The organism is Saccharopolyspora sp. NFXS83, assembly GCF_026241095.1.
Classification (GTDB): domain Bacteria; phylum Actinomycetota; class Actinomycetes; order Mycobacteriales; family Pseudonocardiaceae; genus Saccharopolyspora_C.
In genome coordinates this window covers 39,590-66,319 of sequence record NZ_JAPFGB010000013.1, presented here as the reverse complement: position 1 = coordinate 66,319, position 26,730 = coordinate 39,590, and the positions used below count along the sequence as shown (strand labels likewise).

At 70.3% G+C, this 26,730-nt stretch carries 7 protein-coding genes and 2 pseudogenes; all 9 read right to left on the bottom strand.

Annotated elements, in window-relative coordinates; translation table 11 throughout:
- Positions 1–10,061: pseudogene (locus OOZ19_RS16065) on the bottom strand (hypothetical protein); the annotation flags it as partial.
- A gap of 390 nt (positions 10,062–10,451) precedes the next feature.
- Positions 10,452–11,546, bottom strand: coding sequence for a hypothetical protein (locus OOZ19_RS16060; protein ID WP_266090915.1), 1,095 nt, complete (start codon positions 11,544–11,546; stop codon positions 10,452–10,454).
- Positions 11,543–11,974 (bottom strand): YbaB/EbfC family nucleoid-associated protein, encoded by a 432-nt coding sequence (locus OOZ19_RS16055; RefSeq protein WP_266090914.1) that lies wholly within the window; start codon positions 11,972–11,974, stop codon positions 11,543–11,545. Before OOZ19_RS16055 ends, OOZ19_RS16060 begins: the two co-directional genes overlap by 4 nt.
- A gap of 113 nt (positions 11,975–12,087) precedes the next feature.
- A complete protein-coding gene (locus OOZ19_RS16050; RefSeq protein WP_266090913.1) occupies positions 12,088–15,402 on the bottom strand; it encodes a right-handed parallel beta-helix repeat-containing protein in 3,315 nt (1,104 codons plus the stop codon).
- A 225-nt stretch (positions 15,403–15,627) separates the two neighbouring features.
- Positions 15,628–18,402, bottom strand: coding sequence for a hypothetical protein (locus tag OOZ19_RS16045; protein WP_266090912.1), 2,775 nt, complete (start codon positions 18,400–18,402; stop codon positions 15,628–15,630).
- 7 nt (positions 18,403–18,409) lie between these two features.
- Positions 18,410–19,759: a type VII secretion protein EccB gene (gene eccB / locus OOZ19_RS16040; protein ID WP_266090911.1), complete on the bottom strand. Its 1,350-nt coding sequence runs from the start codon at positions 19,757–19,759 to the stop codon at positions 18,410–18,412.
- 3 nt (positions 19,760–19,762) lie between these two features.
- On the bottom strand, positions 19,763–21,160 hold the full coding sequence (gene eccD, locus OOZ19_RS16035) for a type VII secretion integral membrane protein EccD (protein ID WP_266090910.1): 1,398 nt from the start codon (positions 21,158–21,160) through the stop codon (positions 19,763–19,765).
- Entirely contained in the window at positions 21,157–25,167 is a 4,011-nt protein-coding gene (gene eccCa / locus OOZ19_RS16030; protein ID WP_266090909.1) for a type VII secretion protein EccCa, read from the bottom strand. The genes eccD and eccCa overlap by 4 nt, the downstream gene beginning before the upstream one ends.
- A 40-nt stretch (positions 25,168–25,207) precedes the next feature.
- A pseudogene (locus tag OOZ19_RS16025) lies at positions 25,208–26,730 on the bottom strand (hypothetical protein); the annotation flags it as partial.

The window sequence follows — 26,730 nt, the reverse complement described above, 5'->3', positions numbered from 1 at the left end:
TCCGCCTTCCCCTTCCCCTTCGGGTCCACCGACGGCTGCGGCTTCGGGTCGTACCTCGACGGCTCCGCCTTCCGCTGCGGCCGGGACTCGGGACGTGCACCAGAGCTCGCCTCGGCCGCGGACTGAGCCTGCGCAGCAGACCTCAACTCCGCCACAGCACGCTCGATCTCATTAGCCCGCTCCGGCTTTATCCGCCCCGAATACCGCAGACCCGCCAGCGCACGCTCCAACCGATAGACCGGCGCACCCCGCTCAACGCCCAACTCGCGATACATGTCACCCGAACCCGAACCCACCTCAGACCGCTCGGGCTTGGGCTGTTCCGCCTCCGGTTTCGCCTCCGGTTTCGACTCCGGCTTCGGCTCGGATTGCTGCTGCGGCCGGGAGCTCGGCCCCGGTTCAGGGCGGGTTTCCGGTCGCTGTTTCGAACTTCCTTCGGCCCGCGCCCCCGGCCTGCTCGCGCCAGGCACTTCCTCGGCGTCGGAATCAGAGTCGGGATCGGCGTCGGAGCCGGGGTCCGAGGACACGTCGTCGTCGACGTCCGACTCCACGGCGAAGTCCGGGCCGACCTCGGCCTTGTGGTCGTCGTCGATGTTCTCGGACTCGTGCGAATCCGGCCGCCCGTCGGGATTCCCGTCAGCACGGCCAGCCGGTGCGGGCCGGGGGGCGCCTCCGCGCTCGATCTCCGCGAGTTCTTGCGCCGAGTACCGGGTGGAGGCGAGCGTGGTCTTCTCGACCACGTATCGGGTCTTGCGGACCGTCCGGGGGAGGAAGCTGCCCACGGTCTCGGTCTCCACTCGCCTGCGCACCCGGAAGCGCACCAGGCCCCGGTTCTCCGCCACCGCGAATCCACCATCGGGCAGCAGCGAGGACCGGTCGCTGCCGACGAACACGTCGACGTTGTGCCCGAGTTGCGCCAACCGCCGGGTGAAGTCCGCGACGAGCTTGTCGTTCTCCGGTGTATCGGTCAGCAGCAGCAGCTCGGGCCTGCCGCCCGAGTCCCGCGACTCGTCCAGCAGTTTTAGGAACCTGTCGCTCTTGGCCAGGTATTCCGCAACGGTGCCGGCGCTCACCCGGGCGCTCTTGACGCCGCTTCCACGCTCGATCGGAAGCTCGAACATCCCTCGGGCGTTGCCGATCGGCAGCACGACGGGCTCGCCGGAGAACACCTCCACCTCGCTGCCCCGATAGGCCGCCGCGGCACGAGTGGGCTGCCCGGGAACCGTCCGCAGCACGCGGATATGGCCCGCGTTCTTCGCCCACCTCTTGACCCGCTTCGCCCTGTCCGAATCGGGCTCCAGGGAGATCCCCACCGGGTAATCGCCACCGGTGCGCAAGGTCTCCCGTTCGACGTCCTTGCGCCGGAATTCGAACGAGCGCCCCCGCGAATCCTCGGCCCTGAACGCGGGCCGCGGCTTGCGGCGGCTGAACAGCCCCGCGCCTCGGCCGGTGGGTCCGGAGGGCGCGGGTTCGTCCGCGGCCTCCAGCGGAGCCGGCGACAGGTGCAGCACCTTTTTCGACGTCACCGGGGCGATCCACACCTCCAGCGGATTCGTGCTGAGATCCGCGAACCACCCGATCTGGTCGTCCGGGAACACCGGCCGGCCGTCGATGTTCTTGACCCGGAAGAAATGGCCATCACCATCGCCCTGGTCCCGGTGCACCACGGCTTGCGAACCCTCCGGCAAGCCCTTGACGTACTCCCTCACGCCCGCATAACCGTCCGGCTGCCAGGAGAACTCCAGCCCCGTCTCGGCCTCCACCTGCTGCCGGTAGATCGGCCCGCTCGGCGCCGCCGTGAACTCACCGGCCCGCTCCGGGTGGTTGTCCGCGTTCACCCCCTGCACCGCGGCCACCGCGCAGTTCGTGTCGGCGCCCGGAACACCGTTGAGGTAGTTCGGCAGGTTCACCAGGCCCAGGTTCGGCACGTTGTCCCGCAGGAAATCCGCGCCGGCGACGGGATCGTCGGCGTACGTCTCCGCCGACACCACGCCCGACAGCCCACGTTCACTGTGGTCACCGGGCTCAATCGGCACCTCAACCGACTCCGCGCCGCCCCGGTCGTCCCGGGTGACCGAGTCCGCCGTGGCCTCGTGCAGGGGCGGCCTGCCCCGCGCCGGACCGGCCGTGCCGCCCCGGCCGGTGGGCTGCCGCGAATCGGCGGGGCCGTCGCCGCGGCCGGACCGGTCCCGTCGCTCGCCGCGCGAGGAGTCCCCGCGCACGACGTCGTCGTAAGCGGGAGGCGCGGCTCCGGGCTCGTACAGGGGAGGCGCCTGGACGTGCCCCTCCGGCATCTCGTACGGCGGAGCCGGATCACGGAGATCCTGCTCCATCCCGGTCTCACGCGGCGGTTCCGTCTCGAGCGCCCGCGCGAGAATCCGCGGGGCTTCCGTCACGTCTTCCTCTACCGAATCCGGCAGGCGGCGCTGCCGCTCGCTATCGCGCACCGCATCCGGATCACGCTCCGGCCTGATCCGCGCCGTATCGGTCCGCAACGTGGGAATCGTCCGGGCACCCGATCTCCCCGGAGCGGACCGACGCGAGTTGCGCTCGACAGATCCGCCCGCGTTCTGTCCCTGCGCGCCCTGCTCCACCGGCATGTGGGTAGGCGCCATCACCCGGTCGGTCGGCGCCGGCGCGAACCGGACCCCCGTCGAAGGCGTGCTCGTGGCCCCCAGATCGCCGGCCTGCCCGTCGAAGTACGCGACCCAGCCGTGCAGGTCGTGCGCCGTGATGAAGTGCCCGACATCCGCCCGCTCCTGGAAGACCAACCCGTGGGGGGAGTGCAGCTGCCGCGTGAGGTAGTCCTCGATGTGCGCATAACCCTGGGCCTCGTCGAATCGCAACCCCGCGAGCCCCGCGAGCAAGCCCTGGTTCACCGGAGCGCTCGGCCTGGTACGGAACTCACCCCGCCTCGCACGATGCGGGAAGTTCCTCGAATTCAGCGTGTTGATCGAGGCCGGTCCGCAATTCGTCCGGTGTCCGGGGACGTTGCGCTCGAAGTTGTCCCGGTTCACCCGCAACTCCGCGGGGAAATACCTCCGCACGAACCGGTCCCGCCGAGCCGGATCGTCCGCGAAGGTTTCCCGGGAGATGACCCTCGGCCGTCCGGTGGTGTTCGGCGGGGCTTGGGCCAGATCGTCGTTGATCTGGTCGAGCAGGGCTCTCGTGCGAGCCGCGTCGGCCTGCGACGATTCCGCGGGCACCTGCGACGGATCCACCGGCGCGGCACCGCCGTACCGAGCGCCGTACGAATTCGTCCCGTAGTCCCGATAACGAACAGTCCCATCCGGATGCGAGACAGAACCGTCCGAATAAACAAAGGTACCATCCGAATAAACAATGGTACCATCCGGATAAGTGCAGGACCCATCCGGGCGAGAAATGGCGCCATCCGAATAAACAATGGTACCATCCGAATAAGAAATGTCGCCATTCGGAAAATGAATGGTGCCGTCCGGAACAAGAACCCTGCCGTCAGGGAGACGATGAGTATGATTCGGATAGTAAACGGTACCCTCAGGATAAGGGCCAACGTCAGCCCAATTGTCCCCGGGATCCGTGGGGTCTGGATCCGAACTTGACACCTGCGGCAACTCCCGACGAGGAACACGCGCAGCCCAAATCTGATTCGCCCACGAAACACTCTCCCTCAGGTCACCCTGCTGCGAATCGAGATGCGTCAGAAAACCAGGATTCCTATGAACCGACCAGGCATGCGCCAGACCCGGGCCAAAACCGATGACCAAAAAACGACTACCTTCAGGATCGCCCGCCGCGAACCTGCGAAGACTATCAGCACTATTAAACTTCACGAAATTCAGCCGAGTTCGATGAGAGATTTGCCCCAAGCTCACCCATCCATCCGGCCTAGCCTGGAATTCACCCTCCGCGGCCCGCTGCGGAAAAATTTCCGCATTCAGTCCAGCGATCGTCGCCGGCACACAATTCGTTCGATATCCACGAACGTTGTTGTGATAATTGCTGCTATTCACCCCGAAGACCCAGGGGAAATAGCCATGCAAGAAAACGTTTCTACCGGCAGGATCGTCAGCAAAAGATGCCGCGGTAACGACCGTAACGCTGGGAGCCGATCTCGAACTCCTGTTACGCCGAGAACTACTCGCGCCGGACCTCGATCCGGACCCCCGGTTGCCCGAACTCCGCGAACTACTGCCGACCAACCATCCGGCAGGATTGTCCGACCCACGTTCGCCTTGGACACCGTGCCGCGCTGAATCAGCTTGCTGCATCGTATTGCGAGTCGCATCGGCCGGATCGCTGTCCCCGTAGGCGGGGTGAACACCAGACTGCCGGGGGTGCCTTGCCTGATCGACGTCGCCGTCGTTCTCGCTGACGGGCTCGCGGAGCGGCTGCTGAGCGCCACCGATCGGGGAAACGACCGCCGTGCGATCTCCCGGCATTTCGTGGTCGTTGCGCGAAGTCTCAGCGGAGGACTGTTCCGGAGCCGAGATCGACAGCGCACCAGTGCGCTCCGAGGCTGCGCGGTAGTGCAGTGCCTGCAGGACCTGGTCGTTGGCGGGATCATGCGCATTGCGGTGGGCTTGCTCGACGTAACGCCCCAGTGGGGAATCGGGGTTCCTGAACTCACGCACCGCATCGGCGATGGGCTGGACGTTCTCCGGCCTGGGCGCGTTCGGCGCCAAGCTCCGCAGCCGTTCACCGACCCGCGCTCGTTCGTCGCGCAACGCTCCCATGACCCGGTCCAGGCCGTCCGCGGTCAACGGCATCGGGAGCTCCGCGTTCCGGAACATCCACCGCGTCTCCACCGGGGTGTCCACCATCCGGCCGACCATCCCGGCCTCGCGCCCGCCACCGAGCGCCTCGGTGACCTCTGCTCCGCGCCCGTGCAGGAGTCCGAGCATGTGGCCGAGGTCGCCGACGGTCATGCCCGAGTCGTCCGGGTTCTCCTCGACGTACTCGCGGAGCGTCCCCAGCGACTCCAAGGCCGTGTCCGCGTTCATCGCCCAGATCAGGTCGTTGTCCTCGCCGAGGAAGTCGGCCGTACTGCGCGCGTTCTCCTGCCCAGTGGCGGCAGCGATCCAGTCCGTGCCACCGGCCAGGCTGTGGGTGACCGAACTCAACCTGTCGGCCGTATCAGGATCATGCCGGGGATAGGGGGTGCTCTGGTCGTACAGCGACAGGTACGGCCGACCGACGAGGGCCGCGAGGTTCGTGACGTTCGCACCCTCGACCACCGCCGGTAGGTCACCGAGCTGGAATACCTGCCAGAACACGTCCTGCGGCAAACCACCGGTGCTCAGGACGAGCACATCGTTCGGCCCCAGCGCGTCGACCACGTCGCGCACATCGCCGTCGGCCACGTCGGCGTAGGTCAACCACGGGGCCTGGTGCCGGGGCACGTACTCGACCTGCGAATCGGTGATCTCCAGCATGATCGAAGGGCGGCCCGAGTTCGACGCGTGAATCGCCTCCGCCAAGTGCGCGGACATGCTGGGACGCACGAACGGGTCCACCTTCACCATGCCGTAGATCGGCATCAGGTCCGCCCGCGCAGGCCCGGTCACCGCGTCCACCACCGCGTTCAAACCCGCGACTCGCTGATCACCCCGCATGTGCTCGCCGATGAAGCGCTTGAGCTCGGCGGGATCGTCGATGCGCGGCACCTCGAACCGGTACATGGCTTCCGGATTGATCCGCTCGTCGAGATTGACGATCGCGGGATCCGCGTCCGGACCGGGCCGCGACAGGTGCACGCGAGTGCTCTCGTCCCAGCGGTAGGGCTTGAGCACGATCGCTTCGTTCGCCTCGAAACGGTCGAGGAATGCCGCAGCGTCCTCGACATTGTCCGGGCCGATGGTGTCGTCCGCGGCGCTCAGCACAACGCGATCACCGGCACCGCGCCACTCCGGCGAACCGAGCTCGACCACCCGCAAGCCATCGTCATCCCCGATGAGCCGGCGAACTTTCGCGATCGGCTCGGAATCCCCCACGAGCGTGATCTCGCCGCGCACGCCGAGCCCTTGCAACGACTTCGCCAACGTGGTCGCCGCGGCCTGATGACCGAAGCTTCGGGCATCGGCCACCGCGATGACGACGCCGTCTCGATTCAGGTCCGCGACCAACGAAGCCGGCGCTCGTCCCGTCAGGTCGCCCTCGGGCGTTCGGTTCGCCTCGGACGCCTCCGGGGGATCACTCGGGATCAGACCGTAACGGGTTCCCATCGAGTCGGAGCCGGCGCGATTCGGATAAGAAACGGTTCCATCCGCATGCCGAATAGTCCCATCCGGATATTCAATGGTCCCATCCGGACGCTGGACGGCGCCATTCGCATACCAAATAGTGCCATCCGAATAATTAATGGTTCCATCCGGATGAGTGAAAGAACCATCCACATGAGAAATGGCGCCATCCGGATGACTAAAGGAGCCATCCGCATGCTGAACGCCGCCATCCGGATAGTGAATGGTGCCGTCCGGAGGAAGGATGGTGCCATCCGGGAAACGGATAGTGCCATTCGGATGGTAAGTGGTACCCTCCGGGTAAGGGCCGGATTCAGCCCAACGATAACCAAGGTCCCGCTGCGGGTCGAGATCACGATCTCCCACTTGCGGCAACTCAGCACGAGGGGCGCGCGCAGCCCAGATCGGAGACGACCCCGAAATTCCCGGCAACTCGCCACGCTGCGAGTCGATATGCACCAGCATCGTGGGGATTCTGTGCGCCGACCAGGAATGCCCATCATTATCGAGGGATCCCCTGTTCGGGGAAAGAATAGCAAACCGCTCGCCATCAGGCTCACTCGCCGCGAACCTGTTGAAACTATCGGCGTTGCTGTACTTCACAAAAGTCAGCCCAGTTTTATAGGCAGCCTTCGGCATGCTCACCAAACCACTGGACCTGGCTTCGAATTCACCCTTCGCCGCACGCCGCGGGAAAGCATCCGAATTCAGCCCGCTGATCGTTGACGTGAAGCAATTCGTTTTATGTCCGGCTTCGCCTTTATAGTACTTGTACATATTCACCCGGGGGACCCAGGGGAAATATTTGTCCAGGAAATCCTGCTGGCCGCCGGGATCATTCGCGAAACTTTGCCCGTCAACAACCGTCACACCGGGAGTCGATCGGGAACTCCTGTCACGCCGAGAACTACCGGCACCGGACCTCGATCCAGAGACCCGGTCACCCGAACGCCGCGAACTACCTCCCACCAAAAATCCCACGGAATCGTCCGGCCCAGGCTCACCTCGGTCACCACGCCGCGCTGCATCGGCTTGTTGCACCGGATTGCGCGTCACATCGGCCGGATCGTTCTTCACGGGGGCGGGATGAGCAGGCTGTTGCGGGGCCCTTGCCGAATCGACGTCGCCGTCGTTCTCTCTTGCGGGCTCGCGGAGCGGCTGCTGAGCGCCGCCGATCGTGGAACCCACGTCGCCACGCCGGACCGCCTGGCGGTCTCCCGACGATTCGTGGTCATTGCGCGGGGGCTCGGCGACGGACTGCTCCGGAGCCGGGACCGACAGCGGATCGGTGCGCTCGTGCGGTGCCTCCCGCTCCAAGGTCAGGTCCGGACCGGAGTTCTCCGCGAGCGACGATTCGCTCGCCTGCTCCTGCTCCTGCTCCTGCTCCTGCTCCTGCGTCGAATCGCCCCTGGCCACATCCTGGCGCCGGGTGCCCGGTCCGCCACGGGTCGCGCTGTTCGCCGGTGCCGACGCGGCATCCCGGTGGGCAGCCGACGTGGTGGTGGTCGTCTCGCCACGGCTGCCCGGAGGCATCGCCGGGCTGGTCATGTCCTGTCGGCCGGAGTCCTGCTGCTCCGCCACCGGGCTCCGCGCACCGGGCTGCTCGTTCCGCTGATCGGACTCGGTGCGCTGCGGAGCATCCTGCTCCAGGTCGCGAACCGGCTGTTCCACCGGACGCTGGTCCGGGTTCGACTGGCCCGGCTCCTGCCGGGCGACGTCCGGATCCACCGAGCTCGGCCGGGCCCCCGAGTCCGGGCCGGTCCCCTGCACGGGCTGGCCCTGCGGCGCGAGCTGCTGCTCGCCGGGCACGTCCCCCTGGGACTGCGGCACGACGGTGTTGAACCCGAGCAACCCGCCGTCCGGGCCGGTGCCCTGCTGCGGCGCGGTGCCGACCGGCTGGTGCGAACCGCCGACCGGCTGGTGGGTAGCGGCGGGCGGCTGGGAACCGGCGGGCGGCTGCTGGGAACCGATCGGCGGGGACTCGGCACCCGGCTGCCGCGACGGATCCGCATCGCCTCGGGGCGGTGTGCCGACCTCCTGCTGGGGAACCTGCTGTTCGCCCGGCGAGCGGCCCGGCACGCCGAGCGGTGGCGCCTCGGAGTCGTGCGGCGTCGCGCCACTCTGGCCCTGCCCGCTCTCCTGCCGTGGCGCGTCGACCGGGGAGTGGTCCTTCCCAGTGCCCTCTCCGGCAACGGGAACGCCCTGCTCGGACGGGCGCTGCGCGGGATCGACCGGCGGCGTCTGCCCACCGATCTGCTCCTGGCCGCCCGGCGAGTCGAACGCCGCAGGCGGCGTCTGCCCGCCCACCGGCACCTGCCCACCCTGCGGGGCGTCCGCCGCAGGCGGCGTCTGTCCACCCACCGGCACCTGCCCACCCTGCGGGGCGTCCGCCGCAGGCGGCGTCTGTCCACCCACCGGCACCTGCCCACCCTGCGGGGCGTCCGCCGCAGGCGGGGTCTGTCCGCCCACCGGCACCTGCCCACCTTGCGGGGCGTACGCCGGAGGCGGCTCCACCTGGCCGGGCGACTGCTGCGGAGCCGGGGTGTAGGCCGGAGGAGGCGCCTGCCCCGCCACGGGCGCCTGCTCGGGTTTCGGCGTGTAGGCCGGGGGCGGTTCCTGCCCGCCCACCGGCGACTGCCCTGCGGCCGGAGGCTGGCCCTTGCCCGGCGCCTTCTCCGTGGACGGGGAATAGGCGGGCGGCGGCGTCTCCGACTTCCCCGGCGAGTGGCCCTGCGGCGACGTCCCCGGCTTCCCGGGCGAGTGAACCGGAGCCGGGGTGTAGGCCGGGGGCGGTCCGGCGGACTTCTCCGGAGCAGGCTGCGGCGACGGGTCCTCCGATTTGACCGAACCCGGCGGCGGCTTCTCCGAGGGTTCCTGATCACCGTCGCCCCGGTCCTGGGGCAACGGCTTGTCGGGAACGTCCACCACGGTGTTGAGATCCGGCGACCCATCGCCGCCACCGTTGTCCTGGTGTCGGTTGAGTTGTTCTTCCGTCTTCTCGTGCGACCAATCGTTGCCGAACTTCGAGCTCGCGCCCTGGACGATGCTCGACGTGGCGGTGCCCCACAGCGAACTGAGGCTACCGCCCATGATGAGCGTGGTGGCCACATCGACCGGAAGCTCCGAAAGGGCACCGAGAACGCCGGAACCCAGCGGCGTGTTGACGAAATCCCTCGTGTGCTTGTTCAGCCCGGCGAGCCAATGCATACCGCTGTGCATGAACGAAGCGGCCCCACCCGCTGCGGCGGCGACTAAGAGCGGATCGGTTTCTACGCGGTCTTTCTTACCCTGCAAAATCGTGACGCCCTGGGGGAAGAGGGTTTGAATTACCTCCTCAGCAGCCTCCTCCAACGCCTGCCATGCGGCATTCACGTAATTGGCGGCGGTGTTCGAGAAAACCTTGTGGAAATCGAGGATTTCCTGCAGCATCTTGCGCCCGAGCAGGATTCGGGCGGGGATCCAGGCGGCGGTGACCCCCAGGGCCGCGTAAAAGGCGAGTTCCGCGGCCAGCTGCGCCCCGACGAGGTACACCTCGTACCAGGCCTCTTCGGCGTTCACCCCGAACTCGTCAGCCATGTCGGCGGTGTAGTACATCGCCGCCACCTGCTGGTCCACCGGAGCGGTCAGGTCCCTGGTGTACTGGTAGAAGGCCTGAGCGGTCTCGCCTTCAACGCTGTCCAACGCCCCCGCGGAAAGCGCGTGGAGATCGGCGGCCTCCTGCTGGTACCCGTCCGCGTTCGACCTGAGCTCACTGCTCATGGAATACATGGACGGCGCATCGACGTCCGGCGGGTTGATACCGATGAGCAACGTCGCGAAGAAGTCATCGGCGTCCATTGCTCAACATCCCTCCGAAGGAACAGCGACTACTGCTGAGAACACAACTTCCCCCGGTCGCGGGCGCCAGGGGCCGAGCCCGCGACCCCGACCGGGGAAACCATCACCAACCGCCCGAACGTCCCGGTGCTCGGCGCGCCACTCACTTCCGGGCGGTCCGGTTGCCGACCCGACCGCTTTGCCGAACCGCGCGTTCAGCCCGTCCGTCGGGGCGCTTCTCGCCCCAGGGCGGCTCCTGAACCACGAGTGCCCGCATGCCGCCCTGCGGGGTGCGGCCCCTGCCGCACCCGGACCGTGCCGCCTGCCGGCGGCGAACCGCCCCGCGACCACCTGCTCGGACTTCCGATCGGCGGGAAAGGTGATCGTGTCGGGCGAACGGACCGGGATGCTCTAGTAGTTGGGGGGTTGACCACGATTCGGCTCACCCGCCGAACCGAACTCGGACCCACCACCAACACCCTCGCCGGAGCCCTCCTCCGGCGACACACCCTCGGTCCTCGGCATCCACATCCGAGCCTGGGACAACGGCATCACACCGTCATCCCCCGGATCCGTGACCTGACCTTCCGGCATCTTCCCGGCATTGGCGTTCTCCCAAGACCCCACACCCTGCGATCCCGGATTCACCTTCTGGTCGATGATGTTGGGGAGCTCACCACGATTCGGCTCACCCGCCGAACCGAACTCGGACCCACCACCAACACCTTCCCGCCCACCGGACCCCTCTTCCAGTGACACGGACTCGCTTCTCGGCATCCACATCCGAGCCGGAGAAAACGGCATCACACCGTCACCCCCCGGATCCGAGACATCACCTTCCGGCACCTTCCCGGCATTGGCGTTCTCCCAAGACCCACCCTCCGATCCCGGATTCACCTCCTCGCCGATGATGTTGGAGAGCCGACCAGGGTTCGGGTCACCGGCCGAATCGAACTCGGACCCACCACCGACCCCGTCTCGCCCACCGGACCCCTCTTCCGGTGACACGGCCTCGGATTTCGGCATCCACATCCGAGCCTGGGACAACGGCGCCACACCGTCACCCTCCGGATCCGTGACCTCACCTTCCGGGTCGTCCGGCTTCACACTCTTGGAGAACCGGGACGACGGCGGCCCGAAGGAGTCCGAGGGCGGCTGTCCCGGCGTGGGCTGCCCGCCATGATCCGTTTCGCTCATGAGGTTGTAGGTCAGATCGTCGGCGCTGTCCCGGGAACCCCCGTACATCTCACCGTTCTGCCGCAGCCCCATGCTGATGGCATCCATTTTTCCGCTGATGCCGAGGACTCCGCCGGTGTAGGTCTGCATCCCCTTGTCGAACGAGTCGCGGAACTTCTGGCCCTCCTCGTCGTTGCCGAAGCGGTCGGAGTACCGCAGCGAGATGTCGCCTGCTTTGTTGGCGACGTTGTCCAGCCGGCTCTTCGCGTCGGCGTAACCGTCACCGCTGCGGCCCAGCCGCTCGGGGTCCACCCAGAACGAGTCGCTCATCTCCCGTGCTCCTCCAGCAGAGCTGCACGGCGCTTCTGCATCTCGGCGACCATCGGGGGCAGCTCGGGCTGGGGCATGGACGCGACGTCGATGTCGCCCTTCAGCATGGCCTTGGGGTCGAGGCCCTCCGGCAACGACGGGGCGATCACAGCGGCGGTCTGGTCGAGGGCCTTCTCCCGAGCCGCGGCGATCGTGTCGGTGATCAGCTCGGCCAGCTCGTTCTTGGGCAGCTTGCGGTAGGTGCTGGTGGGGAAGTGCAGGTCCTGGAGAACGCCCTGGCTGCCCACGGTCACCGACACTTCCCGCCGGGGGGACACCACGGTCGCCGACAGCTCGCGCAGCCGCTGCTGCATCTCACCGACCTGGGAACGCTGGCGCTCGAACTCCTCTTGCAGCATCTCGACGCTGCGACGATCCGGTCCGGACACGACGACCTCCTGAAGACGATTGTTTTCACTGAACCCGATGCGTTCCCGGCCTCCGAAGAGCGGAGACCGAGTCGGGGAACACCGGGCACCCGGTCTGCCCCGACGTCTCCGGTTCACCCCACCGACGCCAGCCCGCCGCGCACCGGATCGGCCTGCTGGCGCAGCCCGGACAGGTCGGCGAGGGTGAGCGTGCGCGATGCGGCCGTCCGGGCCAGGTACCGGGAGAACTGGTGCGCGCCGTGCACGGTCAGGTCCCCCGAGTCCGCGAAGTGCTCGCGGACCGCCGCGCACACCTCCTCCGGCACCTCGTGGCCGCGTTCGCGCAAGTACCGGACCGCGATCGCCGCCAGTTCGGCGGTGGAGTAGGGGCCGATCTCCCACCGCCGGCCGAAGTGCTCCAGCAGCTTCGGCGCCCGCGCGATCAACGCGTCCAGTCCCGCTCGGGTGCCGGTGAGCACCACCACGAGGTCGGCGGTGTGCTCGCGCAGCGCGGCCTGCAGCGCCTCCGCCTCCTCCGGCTGGGCTTCCCCGGCCGCATCGGCGTCGACCACCAGAACTCCGCCCGAGGCGTCCTGGAACGCCTTCTCCACCAGGCTTTCCGCCTGGCCGGGCCACTGCGGACGCAAGTCCGCGGCCAGCGCGGCCCGCGCCAGTTGGCCGACGGGGACCAGCCCCAGTTCGGAGAGCCCCTGCGCGTAGAGCCGGGCGAGTTCGGACCGGCCACTACCGCGCCGCCCGACCAGGACCGCGTTGCCGTGCTGCCCGACCGCCCGGCGGCTGTTCTTGCGCTCGCACAGCGAGACCAGCGCCGAACCGACCGCCTGCCGGGACTCGTCCATCCCGCTGAGCTCGGAGATCCGCCGCCAGGTACGGGTGGCCTGCAAGGCCGAACGAGGGTCGTCGGCGGCGTCCGGGCCGCCCGTCGACTGGGACGGGAGCTGCTCCAGCATCGCGGTCTGCGGGGCGATGTCCGCGGCGGTCAGCCTGCTCAGGTCGGAATCCCGGGCCGGTGGGCGCTGGGCGAGCCGCGAAGCCTGGAGGCTGATCATCTCCTCGAAGAGCTTGCGCGCCACACGGCCGTTGCCGAAGGTATCCCCCTTCGGGACGCGGGTGAAGTAGTTGGTCAGCTCGTCGATCGCGTCGTCGGTGAGCTCGTAGTAGTGCTTGCGGCACAGGTTGCTCGCGATGGTCACCAGTTCCTCGACGCTGTAGTTCGGGAACTCGATGGTCCGGGTGAACCGGGAGGCCACACCGGGGTTGGACTCCAGGAACCCCTGCATCAGCTCGGAATAGCCGGCGACGATGACCACCAGCTCGTCGCGGTGGTCCTCCATCATCTTCATCAGCGCGTCGATGGCCTCTTGGCCGAAGTCCGGACCGACACCACCGCTCTGGGCGTTGAGGGTGTACGCCTCGTCGATGAACAGCACGCCGCCGATGGCCTGGTTCACCAGCTCGGTGGTCTTGATCGCGGTCGAGCCGATGTACTGGCCGACGAGGTCGGCGCGGGCCGCTTCGATCATGTGGCCCTTGGACAGGATGCCCAGTTCGGCGAGGACCGCGCCGTAGAGCCGGGCCACGGTGGTCTTGCCGGTGCCGGGCGGACCGGCGAACACGAGGTGCCTGCTGATCGGCGGCATCGGCAGGCCCTTCTCCTGGCGGACCTGCGACATCCGGATCAGGTTGATCAGACCGCGGACCTCCTGCTTGACGCCCTGCAGGCCGATCAGCGAGTCGAGCTCGGACAGCGGTCCGTTCAGCTCGGCGCCACTGGCCCCGAGCAGCGAGTCGCCGGCCTCGGGCTCCTCTGGTTCGGGCGCGGGGCGGTCGGCCTCGTTCCTGGTGCCGCGAGGCGACTGGGACGAACCGGTCGCGCCGTCCGTCACCAGGCCCTGCACGGTGATCCGGCCGTCGTCCTCCGGACGCCGGACCGCGACCCCGCCGCTGCCCTTGACCACGCACCGGTGCAGGGAGACCGCCTCCGCGGTCTCCAGGTGCGCGCCGTCGCCCGCGCTGTCGAGCACCTCGCACTCGTCCAGCCGCGCGCCGCCCCCGGCGGCCACGTGCACGCCGTGCCCTCCCGCCGAGCGGATGCGGCAGCTGCCCGCGTGCACCGAACCGCTGTCGGTGATCAGCACGCCGTCGGCGAGCGCCTCGACGATCTCGCTGTCGCTCATCGACACCTCGGCGCCCCCGACGCGCAGGCCGCCGCCGCGCAGCAGGGCCGAGGTCAGCTTCGCCCGGCCACCGGTGAGCACGACCGCGGCTTCGGTGCCCGTGGTGATGCGCGTGTCGGTGATCGCGACCCGCGCGGACTCGGCCAGCTCCACCGCGGCGGAAGTACCGGTCTCGATCGAAGCGTTGTCGACGACGACCTCACCGGTGCCCGTGAGCAGCACGCCGGAACCCGAGTCCGCGGTGGCCCGGAACGCGGCGAAGTGGCAGCCGGCCGAGGAGGACAGCCGCGCGATCGCGTCGGTCGTTCCGCGCACCGAGGTCTTGTCGAACCGGGGAGCGGCTTCGCCCTCCACGACGATTCCCAGCCGGGAGTCCTCGACGACGCACTCGAGCAGCCGGGGAGCGGCTCGCCCGGTCACCTGCACCCCGCACCGGGCGGCGGAGAACGTGCACCCGCGCAGCAGCGGCCGTGCGGCCTCGGTGATGTACGCGGCCTGGGCCGCGGCCCCGGAGAACCTGGAGTCCGAGATCTCCACCGAGTTCCCGCCGGTCAGGTAGAGGTCGACGTTCACCCCGTCGCGCACGTCGAGTTCAGTGGCCTTGAGGGTGCCCTGCTGCTCGACGACGAGCGCGGGCTTGGCGGCCTCGGTGATCGTGCCCCCTTCGAGCAGGCACCGGCCGCGTCCGTTGACGCAGATCCCGTTGCCGCCCGGACGCCGCACGACGAACCGGCGCAGCGTCAACGCGCCGTCCTCCCCGACCACCACGGCCGAGGAGGCCACGTCGACGACCTCGCTGTCCTCCACCGTGCTGGCGACCGAAGAGGTGATCACGATGCCCGCGCCGCCGGTGCTGGTCAGCAGGCAACCGCGAGCGGCCACCGAGCCGGTCCCCCTGGTCAGCAGGGCCGACCACGACGAGCCGGCGATGCGGCAGCCGTCCAGCGCGACCTCGCCGCGCCGCACGTCGACCGCCGGGTAGCGGCCGTCGTCGCAGACCAGCACCAGTCCGCGCAGCTGGGCGCCCTCGGTGTCGACGACCAGTGCGCTGTTCTCGGCGGCGTGCACCTCGACGGTGCCTTCGCCGTCCTCGGCGGTCAGGTTGACCATCCGGTCGATGACCAGGTTCTCCTGGTACCTGCCGGGCCGGATGCTGATCGTGGCTCCGTCGTGGGCCGCCGCGAGCGCGGCGCCGATCGAGGGGAACGCGCCCGGTCGATCTGCTCCCACCACCAGAAGTTCGCGGTTCATCGACCTTCCCCTCTCTGACAACCCGTGCTCGAACCCGCTGTGCCGTTTTCACCGCATGCCGCCGGGCCGCCGTCCCCGCTGCCGGTACCGCCGCGGGTTCTCAGCGGTCGGCTCGCGAGGGCGGCCCCGGCGCCGCGTGCGGCCGGGGCCATCAGGCGCGGACCTCGGGACGAGGCGACCGGTGCGGTCGCCCCGCCGTGCGAAGCGGGTCCGGGACCGGCATCGCTACACCAGTCCCGGTAGTGCGCCGAACCGGCCGCGCGCCGACTCGCCGACCGCGCCACTGGGACGGGCGCTCGCCCACCGCTCGACGCACCGCCGCAGCGAGGTGCTCGCCAACTCGTCCAGCGAGGCGCGCTCGGCCACCCGGCCCTGTTCGTCCACTTCGGAGCTCGCCAGCTCGCGCAGCAGGACCCGTCCCCTGGTCCCGTCCTCAGCGGGCTCGACGACCTCGAGGATCTTGAAGCTGGTGCCGGGGACGAACACCACGCGGTTGTCCGCCCGGTCGGCGTCGTCGAGTTCGAGCAGCTTCGTGCGCCGGGCGGTCATCGACCACACCAGCACGTCGATCTCACCGACCTGGTCCGCGCTGGGCTCGGTCAGCGCGTGGGTGAAGCCCCACTCGGTGACCAGACGGCGCTGCCGGTAGAGCTCCCACTGCGCCGAGGACGGCGTCGCGCTGAACACGGTGGCACCCCGGTGCGAGGGCAGCTTGCTCAGCCCGGAGACCACGCACCGCGCGAAGGGGACGTGCGGCCCGTTCTCGGCGGCCCGCAGCGAACCGTCGATCGCCTCGCCCCGCGCGGTCAGGTAGAGGCGCACGGCGACGGTGTCGGTGAGCACATCGGCCGACGAACGGGGGTCGCCTTGGAAACCGGGGTGCTCCGAGAGGATCCGGGAAACCGAATGGGCCATGGCGTCGAACTCGCGGCTGAGCGTCCGGCGCAACCACGTGCGCTCCTCGGTGATGCCCTGGGCAGGCAGCAGCGCCGACGCGTTGGCTTCCGGCACCGGTTGCGGACGGGGTTCGGCGGGCGGCGCCGACCGGTTCGCGTCGGGAGGCGAGGTTTCCGGCGCCGGTTCCGGCGCGGGTTCCGGTCCCTCGGTCGTGGCGGCGGGCTCCGGGGCGTCCGGCACCTCCGGCGGTTCGCCGACCTCAGGAGTCGGTGAGCTCTCCAGCCGGAGCGGCATCGCCGAGACCGGTTCGGCGCCGGAGGACGCCGCCCCGGCCGGTGAGCCGAGGACGGGGGCGGGGGCAGGCCGCGCACCGGACTCCGCGGCGGCGTCGGCAGCGGGGACCGGGTCCGGGGCAGGAGCGGGAGGCGGCGACGCGACGGGAGCGAGGTCGGGGACCGGGCCCGGAGCGGGTGCCGAGGCGCCGGAGGCGGAAGCGACCTCCCCGGGTGCACGGGACTCGAGTCCGGGTCCGGGGACGGACCCGGGGAGGGGCCCGGGGACGGGTCCAGGGAGGGGGCCAGGGACGTGCCCGCCCGCCGGAACCGGCCCGAGCGCGGTACCGGATCGGCTCGTCATGGCCGATGCCGCCGCGAAGTCGGGTGCGGGCACCGAGATCGGCGGGAAACCGGCCGGGGGCGGCGGCGAGCTCACCGCGGGTGGCTGCGCACCGGCGACCGGGGAGAGGAACTCCGTGGCGGCCTCCGCCGAGGCGGGGCTCAGCGCGGACGCGTGCCCCGGCCCGGTGCCCAGTTCACCGCGGGCCGCTCCGGTGACGCGCGCGACGCCGCGTCCCAGCTCCGAGGCGGCCACCACCCGGCACCGAACCCGGGTGGCCGGGTCAAGCCGGGCCAGCACGTCCTCGGCGAGCAGCCGCATGCGGGCCGCCAGCCGCTCGTCCGTCGCGTCGAAAGCCAGGACGTTGAGCTCGGGGTCGACCGGCGCGGCGCGCACCGCGACCGCGTTCTGCGCGTCCTGCGGCGGGCGCACCCACAGGCCCGACTGCACGACCTCCACGACCGCGTCCGGGGTGTACCAGTACACCGCCGGAGAGAGCTGCTCCAAGCCCTCGAACGGGATCCGGTGGCTCAGCAGTGCCGGGGCTTCCCCGTGCGCCGCGTGCCCTCGGGGCACGTAGCCGATCTCGCGGGCGAAGGCGTGCCAGCCCAACGTGCCGTCCGCGCACATCGTGTAGATCTCCGGCGCGTTCGGGGAACCCACCGGCATGCCGGTGTAGCAGGCGACCCGGGTCTGCAGGAGGTCCGCGAGCGCCTGGCCCAGCGAGTCGCCTTCGGGCAGGTGCACCGGGCCGTACTGCACGAAGCGGACCCGGTCGCGCACCGAGGTGTCCAGTCGCCGCCAGAAACGCACCACGTCGTCGAGCGAGAGCGCGGGCGCACCAGGACAGCCCAGCACCACGGTGAGCACCTCCTGCTGGCACGGCATCCCGCTCGCCAGCCGCTCCCAGTGACCGCTGAAGGCGGCGTCCCGGACCGCGGGGTGGATCCACACCCCGCCGGGGACCGGTTCGGCGACGCCGACCGCGCTGGTGGGCCAAGCCTCGACCAGGCTGGAGTCCCACAGGGGCCGCGGGAACCGCTTGGCCTCCCACTCGGGTGCCTTCCCCGGCCGGAACCGGACCCAGCCGCTGCCCTTCCCGGCGTGCACGAACAGCGTCCCGCCGGTCCCCCGGAAGATCACTCCGTCCGGGGCCACCACGGTGCGCCCGAGGCGTTCCGAGAGCCACTGCCCGGCCAGCGCGGTGGCCTCCCGGGACCGGCCGCCCAGCACCAGCCGGACCCCGCGGCGCCGCTTGGGCAGCAGCGCGGCCACGGAGTCCCACGCCGAGATGGGCATCCCGCTGGGCAGGTCGACGACCACCATCTCGTGTTCGGCGTCCGGAGCCACCGCCAGGGCCATCTCCTGAGCTTCGGTGGTCATCCGCCGCTCCGCGCACACCACGAGCGCGTTGCCCACGGTGTGCTTGGTCAGCGGCATGTTCGGTTCATCACGACGACGCCTGGTCAGCGGAGGCAATGCGGGCATCAGCTGGTCATCCCTTCTCGCTCACGCCCATCGCGGCCCGGCTGAGCACCGGTCCGGTCGGCAGGGCGGCGAGCAGTTCGTTCGCGATCGGGCGCACCGGCGCGCTGCCGAAACCGAGGGCCTGCATCGACTCGTCATCCGGCATCAGGTGCTTGGTGCCCTGGTCGGTGATGAGGTACCGGTCCGGCACCCGCTGCCCGGCGGGCAGCGGCAGCGCACCGGCCACCAGCCCGGTTCCGGGCCGCACGTTGACCGCGCCACCGGGCGCCGCGGCCTGCCGGGGCGCGGCGAGCACCACCTGGCTGCGGACCTGGGTCCCGGCCGGGTTCTGGCGCAGGCAGAGCGCGTCAGCGCTGCTCCGCCAGCCCGCACCGCTGAGATCGGGGATGCGGTCGAACAGCGACCGGTCGGCCGAGCGCGGCGCCGCGGCCACCGCGGCGGCACCGATCCGTTCCGGCGCGGGATTTCCGGGCCGGGCCGCGAGCAGCGCGAACTCGGTCATGCTCAGCGGTGCCAGTCCGTCCGCGCGGAGCACGAACCGCTGGACCTCGCCGTTGGCCGCCTGCTGCTCGAACAGCTGCCCCACCTGGCGCGGGGCACCGCCGACGGGCGGCCCGGCGGAGCCGGCGCCGTCGATCGAGGCCGGCTCCAGCACCGGCCCCGCGGGCACCTCGTCGAGCCACCACGCCGGTGCCGTCGGCGGACGCGCGTTGGCCATGCCCAGCGCGATCTGGACCGACGGGTCGGCGATCCGATGCTTGCGCCCCTGCCACAGCAGGTAGTCGGTGCCGTCGGCCGAGCGCACGGGAAGGTACTGGTCGGCGGACATCTGCCGAGAGGAGGACGTCGGGTCGAAGTCGAGGTTGAACCGCCCGGGTGCGGCTCCGGTCTCCGCCCCCGGCAGGCAGGCCAGCCAGTGCGAACCGGCCAGGTCCTCGACCGGCGGAAGCGTCTGCGGTGCGTCCGGAATGCCGATCGGACCACCGCGCGGAGCGTCCACGAGGGACGCCTGCGAGATCATCTGCACTTCGGATCCCGCGCCCTGCAACAACTTCGCCGAGGCGTAGTTCAGCGTCGGGTGCAGCACGCCGCCCGCGTTGACGAACCTGGCGCCGGTCTCCTTCTCCACCACGATCGCGCCTTGGGCCTGCCACTTCTTGCTGCCACCGGGGACGAAGAGCCCGTAGACGCCGAAGCCGACGCCGATCAGCAGCGCCAGCACCACGCCGACGATCAGCCCGGTCTTGGCCCGCTTGGCCGGCACCTCCGCGCTGGCCGGGTCGGCGAGCACCAGGGCCGAGCTCATCCTGCCCATCAGGAACTGGTAGGCGTGGACGTGATCCCGTTGGGTCTGCACCGCTCACCCCGCCAATCCGCGCGCCCACGCGTAGAGCTCCAGCAGCTGGAACAGCAGCGGGAGCACCGCGATGGCCGTGCAGGTGTCGAAGATGTTCGCCAGGTGGCCCCAGATCGGCAGCATCCGGCGCTGCAGCGGGCGCAGCGCCCCCAGCACCAGCGCCAGCAGCACCAGGAGCAGACCGATCACGAGGACCGCGCGCCAGCCCGCGGAGAACTCCCGCGCGAAGTCCAGCGCCACCAGGGCCAGCCCGCTCGCGCCCGCCGCCACCAGCGGCACTCGCTGCCAGACGCTGAACAGAGCCCGCGAACGCAGCAGCACCGAGCAGGACAGCACGCTCACCAGCGCCCAGGTCACCCATCCGGTTTCGAGCATGATCAGGGGGAACGCCGCGACGAGGACGGCCGCGGCGCAGACCATCGCGGCGCTGAGGTACCGGTCGGCGTGGCCGGTGCGGGAGGTCACGTCCTCGGCCCCGGCCGGATCGATGTCCTGCTGGAGGTCCGTGGCGTTGCGCGGGAGTTGCGGTCCGCGCAGGAACGCGGCCCGGATGGTCACCTTGGGCGCGAACAGCACGACCCCGAACACCACGGCGGCGAGCACACCTGCCGTCTGCCCCGGGCTCAGGCCGAAGCCCAGTCCCAGCCACACCCCGCCGTGGACCACCACGGCCAGCAGCAGGACCGCGAGGAACGGGCCGAACGGGACGGCCCTGCCCCCGAACCGGTGCAGCACCAGCAGGACGACGGCCGCGAACGCCGCGCACCAGGTGCCCACCAAGAGGCCCGGCGGCGTCGGCACCGCCCCGCCGGGGACGCCGTCGGCGGCGATCAGCCCGGCGATCCCCGCGTAGCCGCACCCGGCGAGGCCGATGAGCCGGGCCAGCGCGACGTCCTTGAGGTTCTTGGCCAGCGGCAGCGCACCACCGGTGAAGATCAGGGCCAATCCGGCGGCGAAGCCGGCGTGCAGTCCGGTCGGCCCGTCGCCGAGCAGGACCATCGCGAGCAAGCCGATGAGCGCACCCGAGAGCACCTGGAACAAGCGCGGGCCGAACTCCGGCCGCCACCGGTCCGAATGCTGCTCGACACTGGTGGCGATCCCGTCCGCGAGATCGTCGAAGTCCAGTTGCGGCAGCGGATCGGCGGCCGGGCGCAGGTACAGCTGCTCGCCTTCCAGCCAGTCCAGCGCCTCCGGCGTGCCGTCCGGGTCCAGCGGCGGCTCACCGAGCCGCTGCAACACCCAGGAACCCGGCGCGTCCTCGGCGGGCTGCCGCCAGGTGTGGCTGAGCAGCACCGGCAGCAGGTCGGCCACCGGGGTCGACACGGGCACCGCCAAATCGGCCTTGCCGTCCGGGCCGAACACGGTGACCCTGCACAGCTCCGCGGCCCTGGCGCTGGTCATCGGTTCTCCTTCCTGATCGTGCTCGTCGGCTGGGCGGCCGTCGCGAATTCGTCGTCGACCAGACCGGTCTGGATGAGTTGGATGCCGCGCCGGGTGACCAGCTGGGCGCGGCCGGGAGGCAGTTTGCGCGGTTTCGCCTCTCCGATGAACGTGCCCTCTTCCTTGGGGTAGGAGAGCAGCAGCGAGGGGGTGCCGAGCTCCCAGAGCCTTCGCAGCACCGGGTCCATCATCGCCCGCATCGCACCGGAAGTGCTCCTGGCGACCACCAGGTGGAGTCCGATGTGGACACCTTGCGGGATCATCGAGAGCAGCGGGTCCAGCGCCGAGCCCATCCCGCCGCGGGTGAGCAGTTCGTAGTCGTCGACGACCAGGAACAGTTCCGGGCCCTGCCACCAGTCCCGCTTGCGCATGCGTTCCGAGGAGATCTCCTGGCCCGGCACCCGCTTGACCATCGAGGCGGCGGTCTGTTCCGCGAGCCCGTGCAGCGCCTCGGAGTTGACCCCGAAGCCGACGTTGTACTCGGCGGGCACCTCCTGGTCGAGGTCGCGTCGCGCGTCGCCGAGCACGATCTTGGCTTCGTCGGGGCCGTACCGTTGCCGGATCGAGCGCAGCGCCAGGCGCAGCAGGTTGGTCTTGCCGGTGGCGCCGTCGCCGAAGACCATCAGGTGCGGCTGCGCGTGGAAGTCGTGCCACACCGGCTGCAACCGCTGCTCGTCGTGGCCGATGCACATCCGGAACTCCCGCTCCGGGGCGGGCAACTGCCGCGCGGGCAGCCTGGTCGGCAGCATCCGCACCGGCGGGGCGGGGTCTCCGGGCCAGAACGCCCGCACCTCCTCGGTGACCGTCTTGGTCGCCTCGGAGAGGTCGTCCACGTCGGAACGCCCGTCCAGCCGGGGCAGCGCGGTGAGGAAGTGGTAACCGTCCGAGGTGATCCCGCGGCCCGCCTGGTTCGGCACGGTCGCGGCCTTGCGCGAACCGAACTCCGATTCCATCGAGTCGCCGAGGCGCAGTTCGAGCTTGGTGCCCAGCAGGTCCCGGAGCCAGGTGCGGATCTCCGACCACCGGGTCGCGGCCAGCACCAGGTGGATGCCGAACGACAACCCGCGGGAGGCGAGCTCGCCGATCTTCGTCTCCAGTTCCTGGAAGTCCTGCTTCACCGTGAACCAGCCGTCCACGACGAGGAACACGTGCCCGTGCGGATCGTCGACCTCCCCGCGCTCGCGGGCCCGCAGATAGGCCGAGATCGACTCGAATCCGTGCTCGGCGAACAGGGACTCCCGGCGCTCCAGCAGCTGGGTCAGCTCGGCGATGGTGCGCACCACCCGGTCGCGTTCCATCCGGGTCGCGACCGATCCCACGTGCGGCAGTCCGGACAGCGACATGATGCCGCCGCCACCGAAGTCCATGCAGTAGAACTGGACGTCCCGCGGGGTGTTGTGCAGCGCCAGCCCCAGCACCAAGGTCCGCAGCAGGGTGGATTTGCCGGTCTGCGGCGCGCCGGCGATGCCGACGTGACCCTCCGAACCGGACAGGTCCGCGGTCATCAGGTCCCGCGACTGCTCGTAGGGCCGGTCGACGACGGCCACCGGAACCCGCAGCGGGTTGCGGCTGCCGGTGGGCTCGACGGTCATGCCGCGGGTCGGGTCCGGCACCACGCTGGGCAGCAGGCTGTCCAGGCTCGGCGCGGCAGACAGCGGCGGCAGCCAGATCTGGCGGGCGGGCGGCCCCGAACCCTTCAACCGTCCGATGAGGACCTCGATCAGCGACGGGGCGTCCTCACCGGACTCCTCTTCGGGGCTCGGCTCCGGATCCGGTGCGCTCTGCTGTTCCTGCTGCCGGATCTGGTGCAGGCTCGGATAGGGCTGCGTGCGGAAGGAGACGACCTCGGAGAACGCCCGCTCTTCCGAGGTGGCCGGAGCGGCGCCGTCGCGCTCCGGGCAGGGCCCGGAGACGTACGCGCCCTTGAACCGCACCAGCGTGGTGGTGTCGATCTTCAGGTAGCCGTTGCCCGGGTCGGACGGCAATTCGTAGGCCTTGGCCTGGCCGATCACGGCACGCGACTCCATCGAGGAGAACGTCCGCAGCGCGATCCGGTACGACAGGTGGCCCTCCACGCGGTGGATGCGGCCCTCGTCCAGCCGCTGCGAAGCCAGCAGCAGGTGCACACCGAGGCTGCGGCCGAGCCGCCCGATGGAGACGAACAGGTCCATGAACTCGGACTTGCTGGCCAGCAGCTCGCTGAACTCGTCGACCACCAGCAGCAGGTCCGGGAACGGCACCAGCTGGGCACCTCCGGCCCTGGCCTTCTCGTACTCGAACGACGAGGAATAACCGCTGGCGCGCAACAGTTCCTGGCGGCGCACCAACTCGCCGTTGAGCGCGTCCTGCATCCGGTCGACCAGCGGCAGTTCATCGGCGAGGTTGGTGATCACCGCCGAGGTGTGCGGCAGCTCGTCCATGCCCAGGAACGTGGCGCCGCCCTTGAAGTCGACGAGCACCAGGTTGAGGATCTCCGACGAATGCGTCGCCGCGAGCCCGGCCACCAGGGTGCGCAGCAGTTCGCTCTTGCCGGAGCCGGTGGCGCCGATCAGCATGCCGTGCGGGCCCATTCCGCCCTGGGCGGGTTCCTTCAGGTCCAGCTCGACGACCTCGCCCTCGGTGGTGACCCCGATCGGCACCTGCAACCGCGAGCGCTGCGCGGCGCGGGGCCGCCACTGCGCCGGCACGTCGAACGTGCGCGGATCGCGGATGCCCAGCAGCGTGGTCAGTTCGAAGTCGCTCTCCAACGGCTGGTCGACCACGTCCACCGAACCGCTGGTGCGCTTGGGCGCCATCGACCTGGCCAGCGCCTCGGCCTGGATCAGGCTCAGCTGGTCGCGCCGGGCCGTGCCGGTGGACTCCCCCACCGGGAAGCTCACCTCGTCGTCCTCCACGGTCAGCCGGAGAACCTTGGGCCCGCCGGGCATCCGCCCGGACAGGTCCAGCAGCACGACGTTGCGCAACCCGGTGTCGAGCAGTCGCGAGGACTCGGGGATCTCGGTCTGGTGCGCGACCACCACCACGAAGGGCTCGACCACGCCCGGGCGGCTGCTCGGATCGTGGTCGGGCCGGTCGGTGATGTCCGCGCCGAGCACGTCCAGCAGCTCGTCGTGGTCGCAGGCGAACAGCCGCAGCGGACCCGCCGCGTCGTGCGCGGTGGGGTGGGCGTTGTGCGGCAGCCACTTGACCCAGTCCCACTCGGGTTGGCAGGTCTCGCTCGTCAGGACCGCCACCCGCAGTTCGTCCGGCGAGTGGAAGGTCACCAGCTGGCCCAGCAGGGACCGCACCAAGCCGACCACGCCTTCTTGCGCACCGGCGAACTCCACGCTGGTGAAGCTGCGCAGCCCCACCGACATCGGAATCCCCGACACCGTGCCGTAGGCCTCCTGGAACCGCCGGAGCGAGACCGCCGCCAGCGGTTCCAGGTCCTCGATCGGCTTGGTCGACGGTGCCGTGTACTCCACCGCCGCGGCCTGGGTGCCCAGCCCGATCCGGGCCCGCCCGAAGTCGTCCTGGTTGGCCCGCCGCTCCCACAACCGGGGACCGGCGGCGATCGACCACAACCAGGACGGCGCCGGGTTGCTCCACACCACGGCCCGCCGCTGCTGGTCCGCGGACTCCCGGGCCTTCTCCCGCAACTGCGCGATGTAGCGCAAGAAGTCGCGGCGCTCGGAAGCCATCTTGCGCTTGCGCTCGGCCGCGTTGCGGCCGAGCTGGGTCAGCACCATGACCAGCATCGCGACCGCCATGCCGCCGCCCATGATGTACATCATGGGCGAGCTGCTCCGCGACGAGACCATCATGATCATCGCCATCGAGCCGATGCCCATCGGCACGATCATGGCCACCGATCGGAAGTCCATCGCGGCCGGTTCCTCCATGACCGGAGGCTCCTGCAGCTCGACCGTGCCTTCGGGCATCTCCGGCCCCGCGGCGCGCGGCGGGCGCTTCACCGTGACGGTGCTCATGGGTTTGCCTCGTTCGTGTCGACCGCTCCGGACATCGACCTCATCCCAGCGCCCCCGGCGGCGGTTTGGCGGAACCTCCACCCCAGGCAGAGTTATCCCTCACGAGAAGGTCTGAGCTGGAACGCTCCTTCTCCTCCTCCGCGTCCGCCTCGGCTTCCGCCTTGGCCTTCTCCTCCGCCTGCCGTTCGGCTTCCGCTCGTTCCTCGGCCCGCATGGCCGCCAGCTCCTCCGGGGTGAAGTCCGGCCCGCCGCAGCGCGGAGGTCGCTCCTCCGTCACCGCGACCCGCCGGTCGCCGCCCAAGCTCGCGCGCCGCCAGGCCGCGTAGCCCGAATCGCCAGGGGTCTGCTCGGCTTCCCACGGGGTGGTGTCCCGCAGCGAGTGGTCCGGGGCGGGCCGCTCGCGATCCCGATCGGCCCCGTTGGACACCGGGAACGGGAGCAGCCAGGGCAGGCCGCCAGGGCTGTCCCACGCTCCGGTGTCCTTGGCCACGTCGTCATGACGCACGACCGGGACGTGGTCCTGCGGCAATTCCGGCTCACCGGCCTCGACGGAGGACGGTTCGACCTCGTGCGCGGCGGGATCGACCGGCGCGGCCGGGGCACCGCCACCGCCACCGGCGTCGGCGGGGACGTCGGCGTCGGCGTCGGCGGGGACGGAATCGTCCGGCAGCGGCTCGTGGGTACCGGGCCGCTCCACGGACCGCTCGCGCTCCCGGTTCGGGCCGAGAGCGCCGAGCGGCGGCACCACGAGCGGCACCACCGGCACGCCACCGGCCACCTGGCCGGTGTCGCTCACCGGCGTGGGCGGATCGGCCCGCTGCTGCGGCGCGGGCGGTGCGGACGGCACCTCGGCCGGAGGCAGCGGCACGGACGGAGCTTCCGGCTCACCGGCCGGCGGGCCCGCGCTCGCCCACGGCTCGCTCCCGGCATCGAGCAGCCCGGAAGCATCGGAACGCTCGCTGCCGCCACCGCCGAGGCCACCGGCGCCCGGCGGCATCATCGGCGGCATCATCGGCATCCCACCGCCCACCTGCTGGCCCGGTGCCTGCTGCTCGTTCTCGTCGAACGCGTCGACCGGCGAGGCCTCCCCCACCGGCGGGGCACTGATCGGCGGCGCGCCGAACGGGGCCTCCGGATCACCCGCAGCAGGACCGGAACCCGCCCAGGGCTCGCTACCGGCATCGAGCAGCCCCGAAGCATCGGAACGTTCGCTGCCGCCACCTCCGGCGCCACCGGCGCCCGGCGGCATCATCGGCGGCATCATCGGCATCCCACCGCGCTGATCCTGACCAGGCGACTGCGGCTGGTCCTGACCAGGCGACCAGTTCTCCGCAGGCGGAGTCACCGGCGGCTGCCCCACCGGAGGAACGTCGACCGGTGGCGCGCCGAACGGGGCCTCCGGATCGCCCACAGGCGGACCGGAACCCGCCCACGGCTCGCTCCCCGCATCCAGCAGGCCGGAAGCATCCGAACGCTCACCACCGCCGCCGCCACCTCCGGCGCCACCGGCGCCCGGCGGCATCATCGGCGGCATCATCGGCATCCCACCGCGCTGATCCTGAC

Bases quoted from the DNA above. Each gene is read 5' to 3' on its own strand.
- OOZ19_RS16050 (WP_266090913.1), bottom strand. From the start codon at position 15,402: ATGAACCGCGAACTTCTGGTGGTGGGAGCAGATCGACCGGGCGCGTTC.
- eccCa (WP_266090909.1), bottom strand. From the start codon at position 25,167: ATGAGCACCGTCACGGTGAAGCGCCCGCCGCGCGCCGCGGGGCCGGAG.
- OOZ19_RS16045 (WP_266090912.1), bottom strand. From the start codon at position 18,402: ATGCCCGCATTGCCTCCGCTGACCAGGCGTCGTCGTGATGAACCGAAC.
- eccD (WP_266090910.1), bottom strand. From the start codon at position 21,160: ATGACCAGCGCCAGGGCCGCGGAGCTGTGCAGGGTCACCGTGTTCGGC.
- OOZ19_RS16060 (WP_266090915.1), bottom strand. From the start codon at position 11,546: ATGAGCGACTCGTTCTGGGTGGACCCCGAGCGGCTGGGCCGCAGCGGT.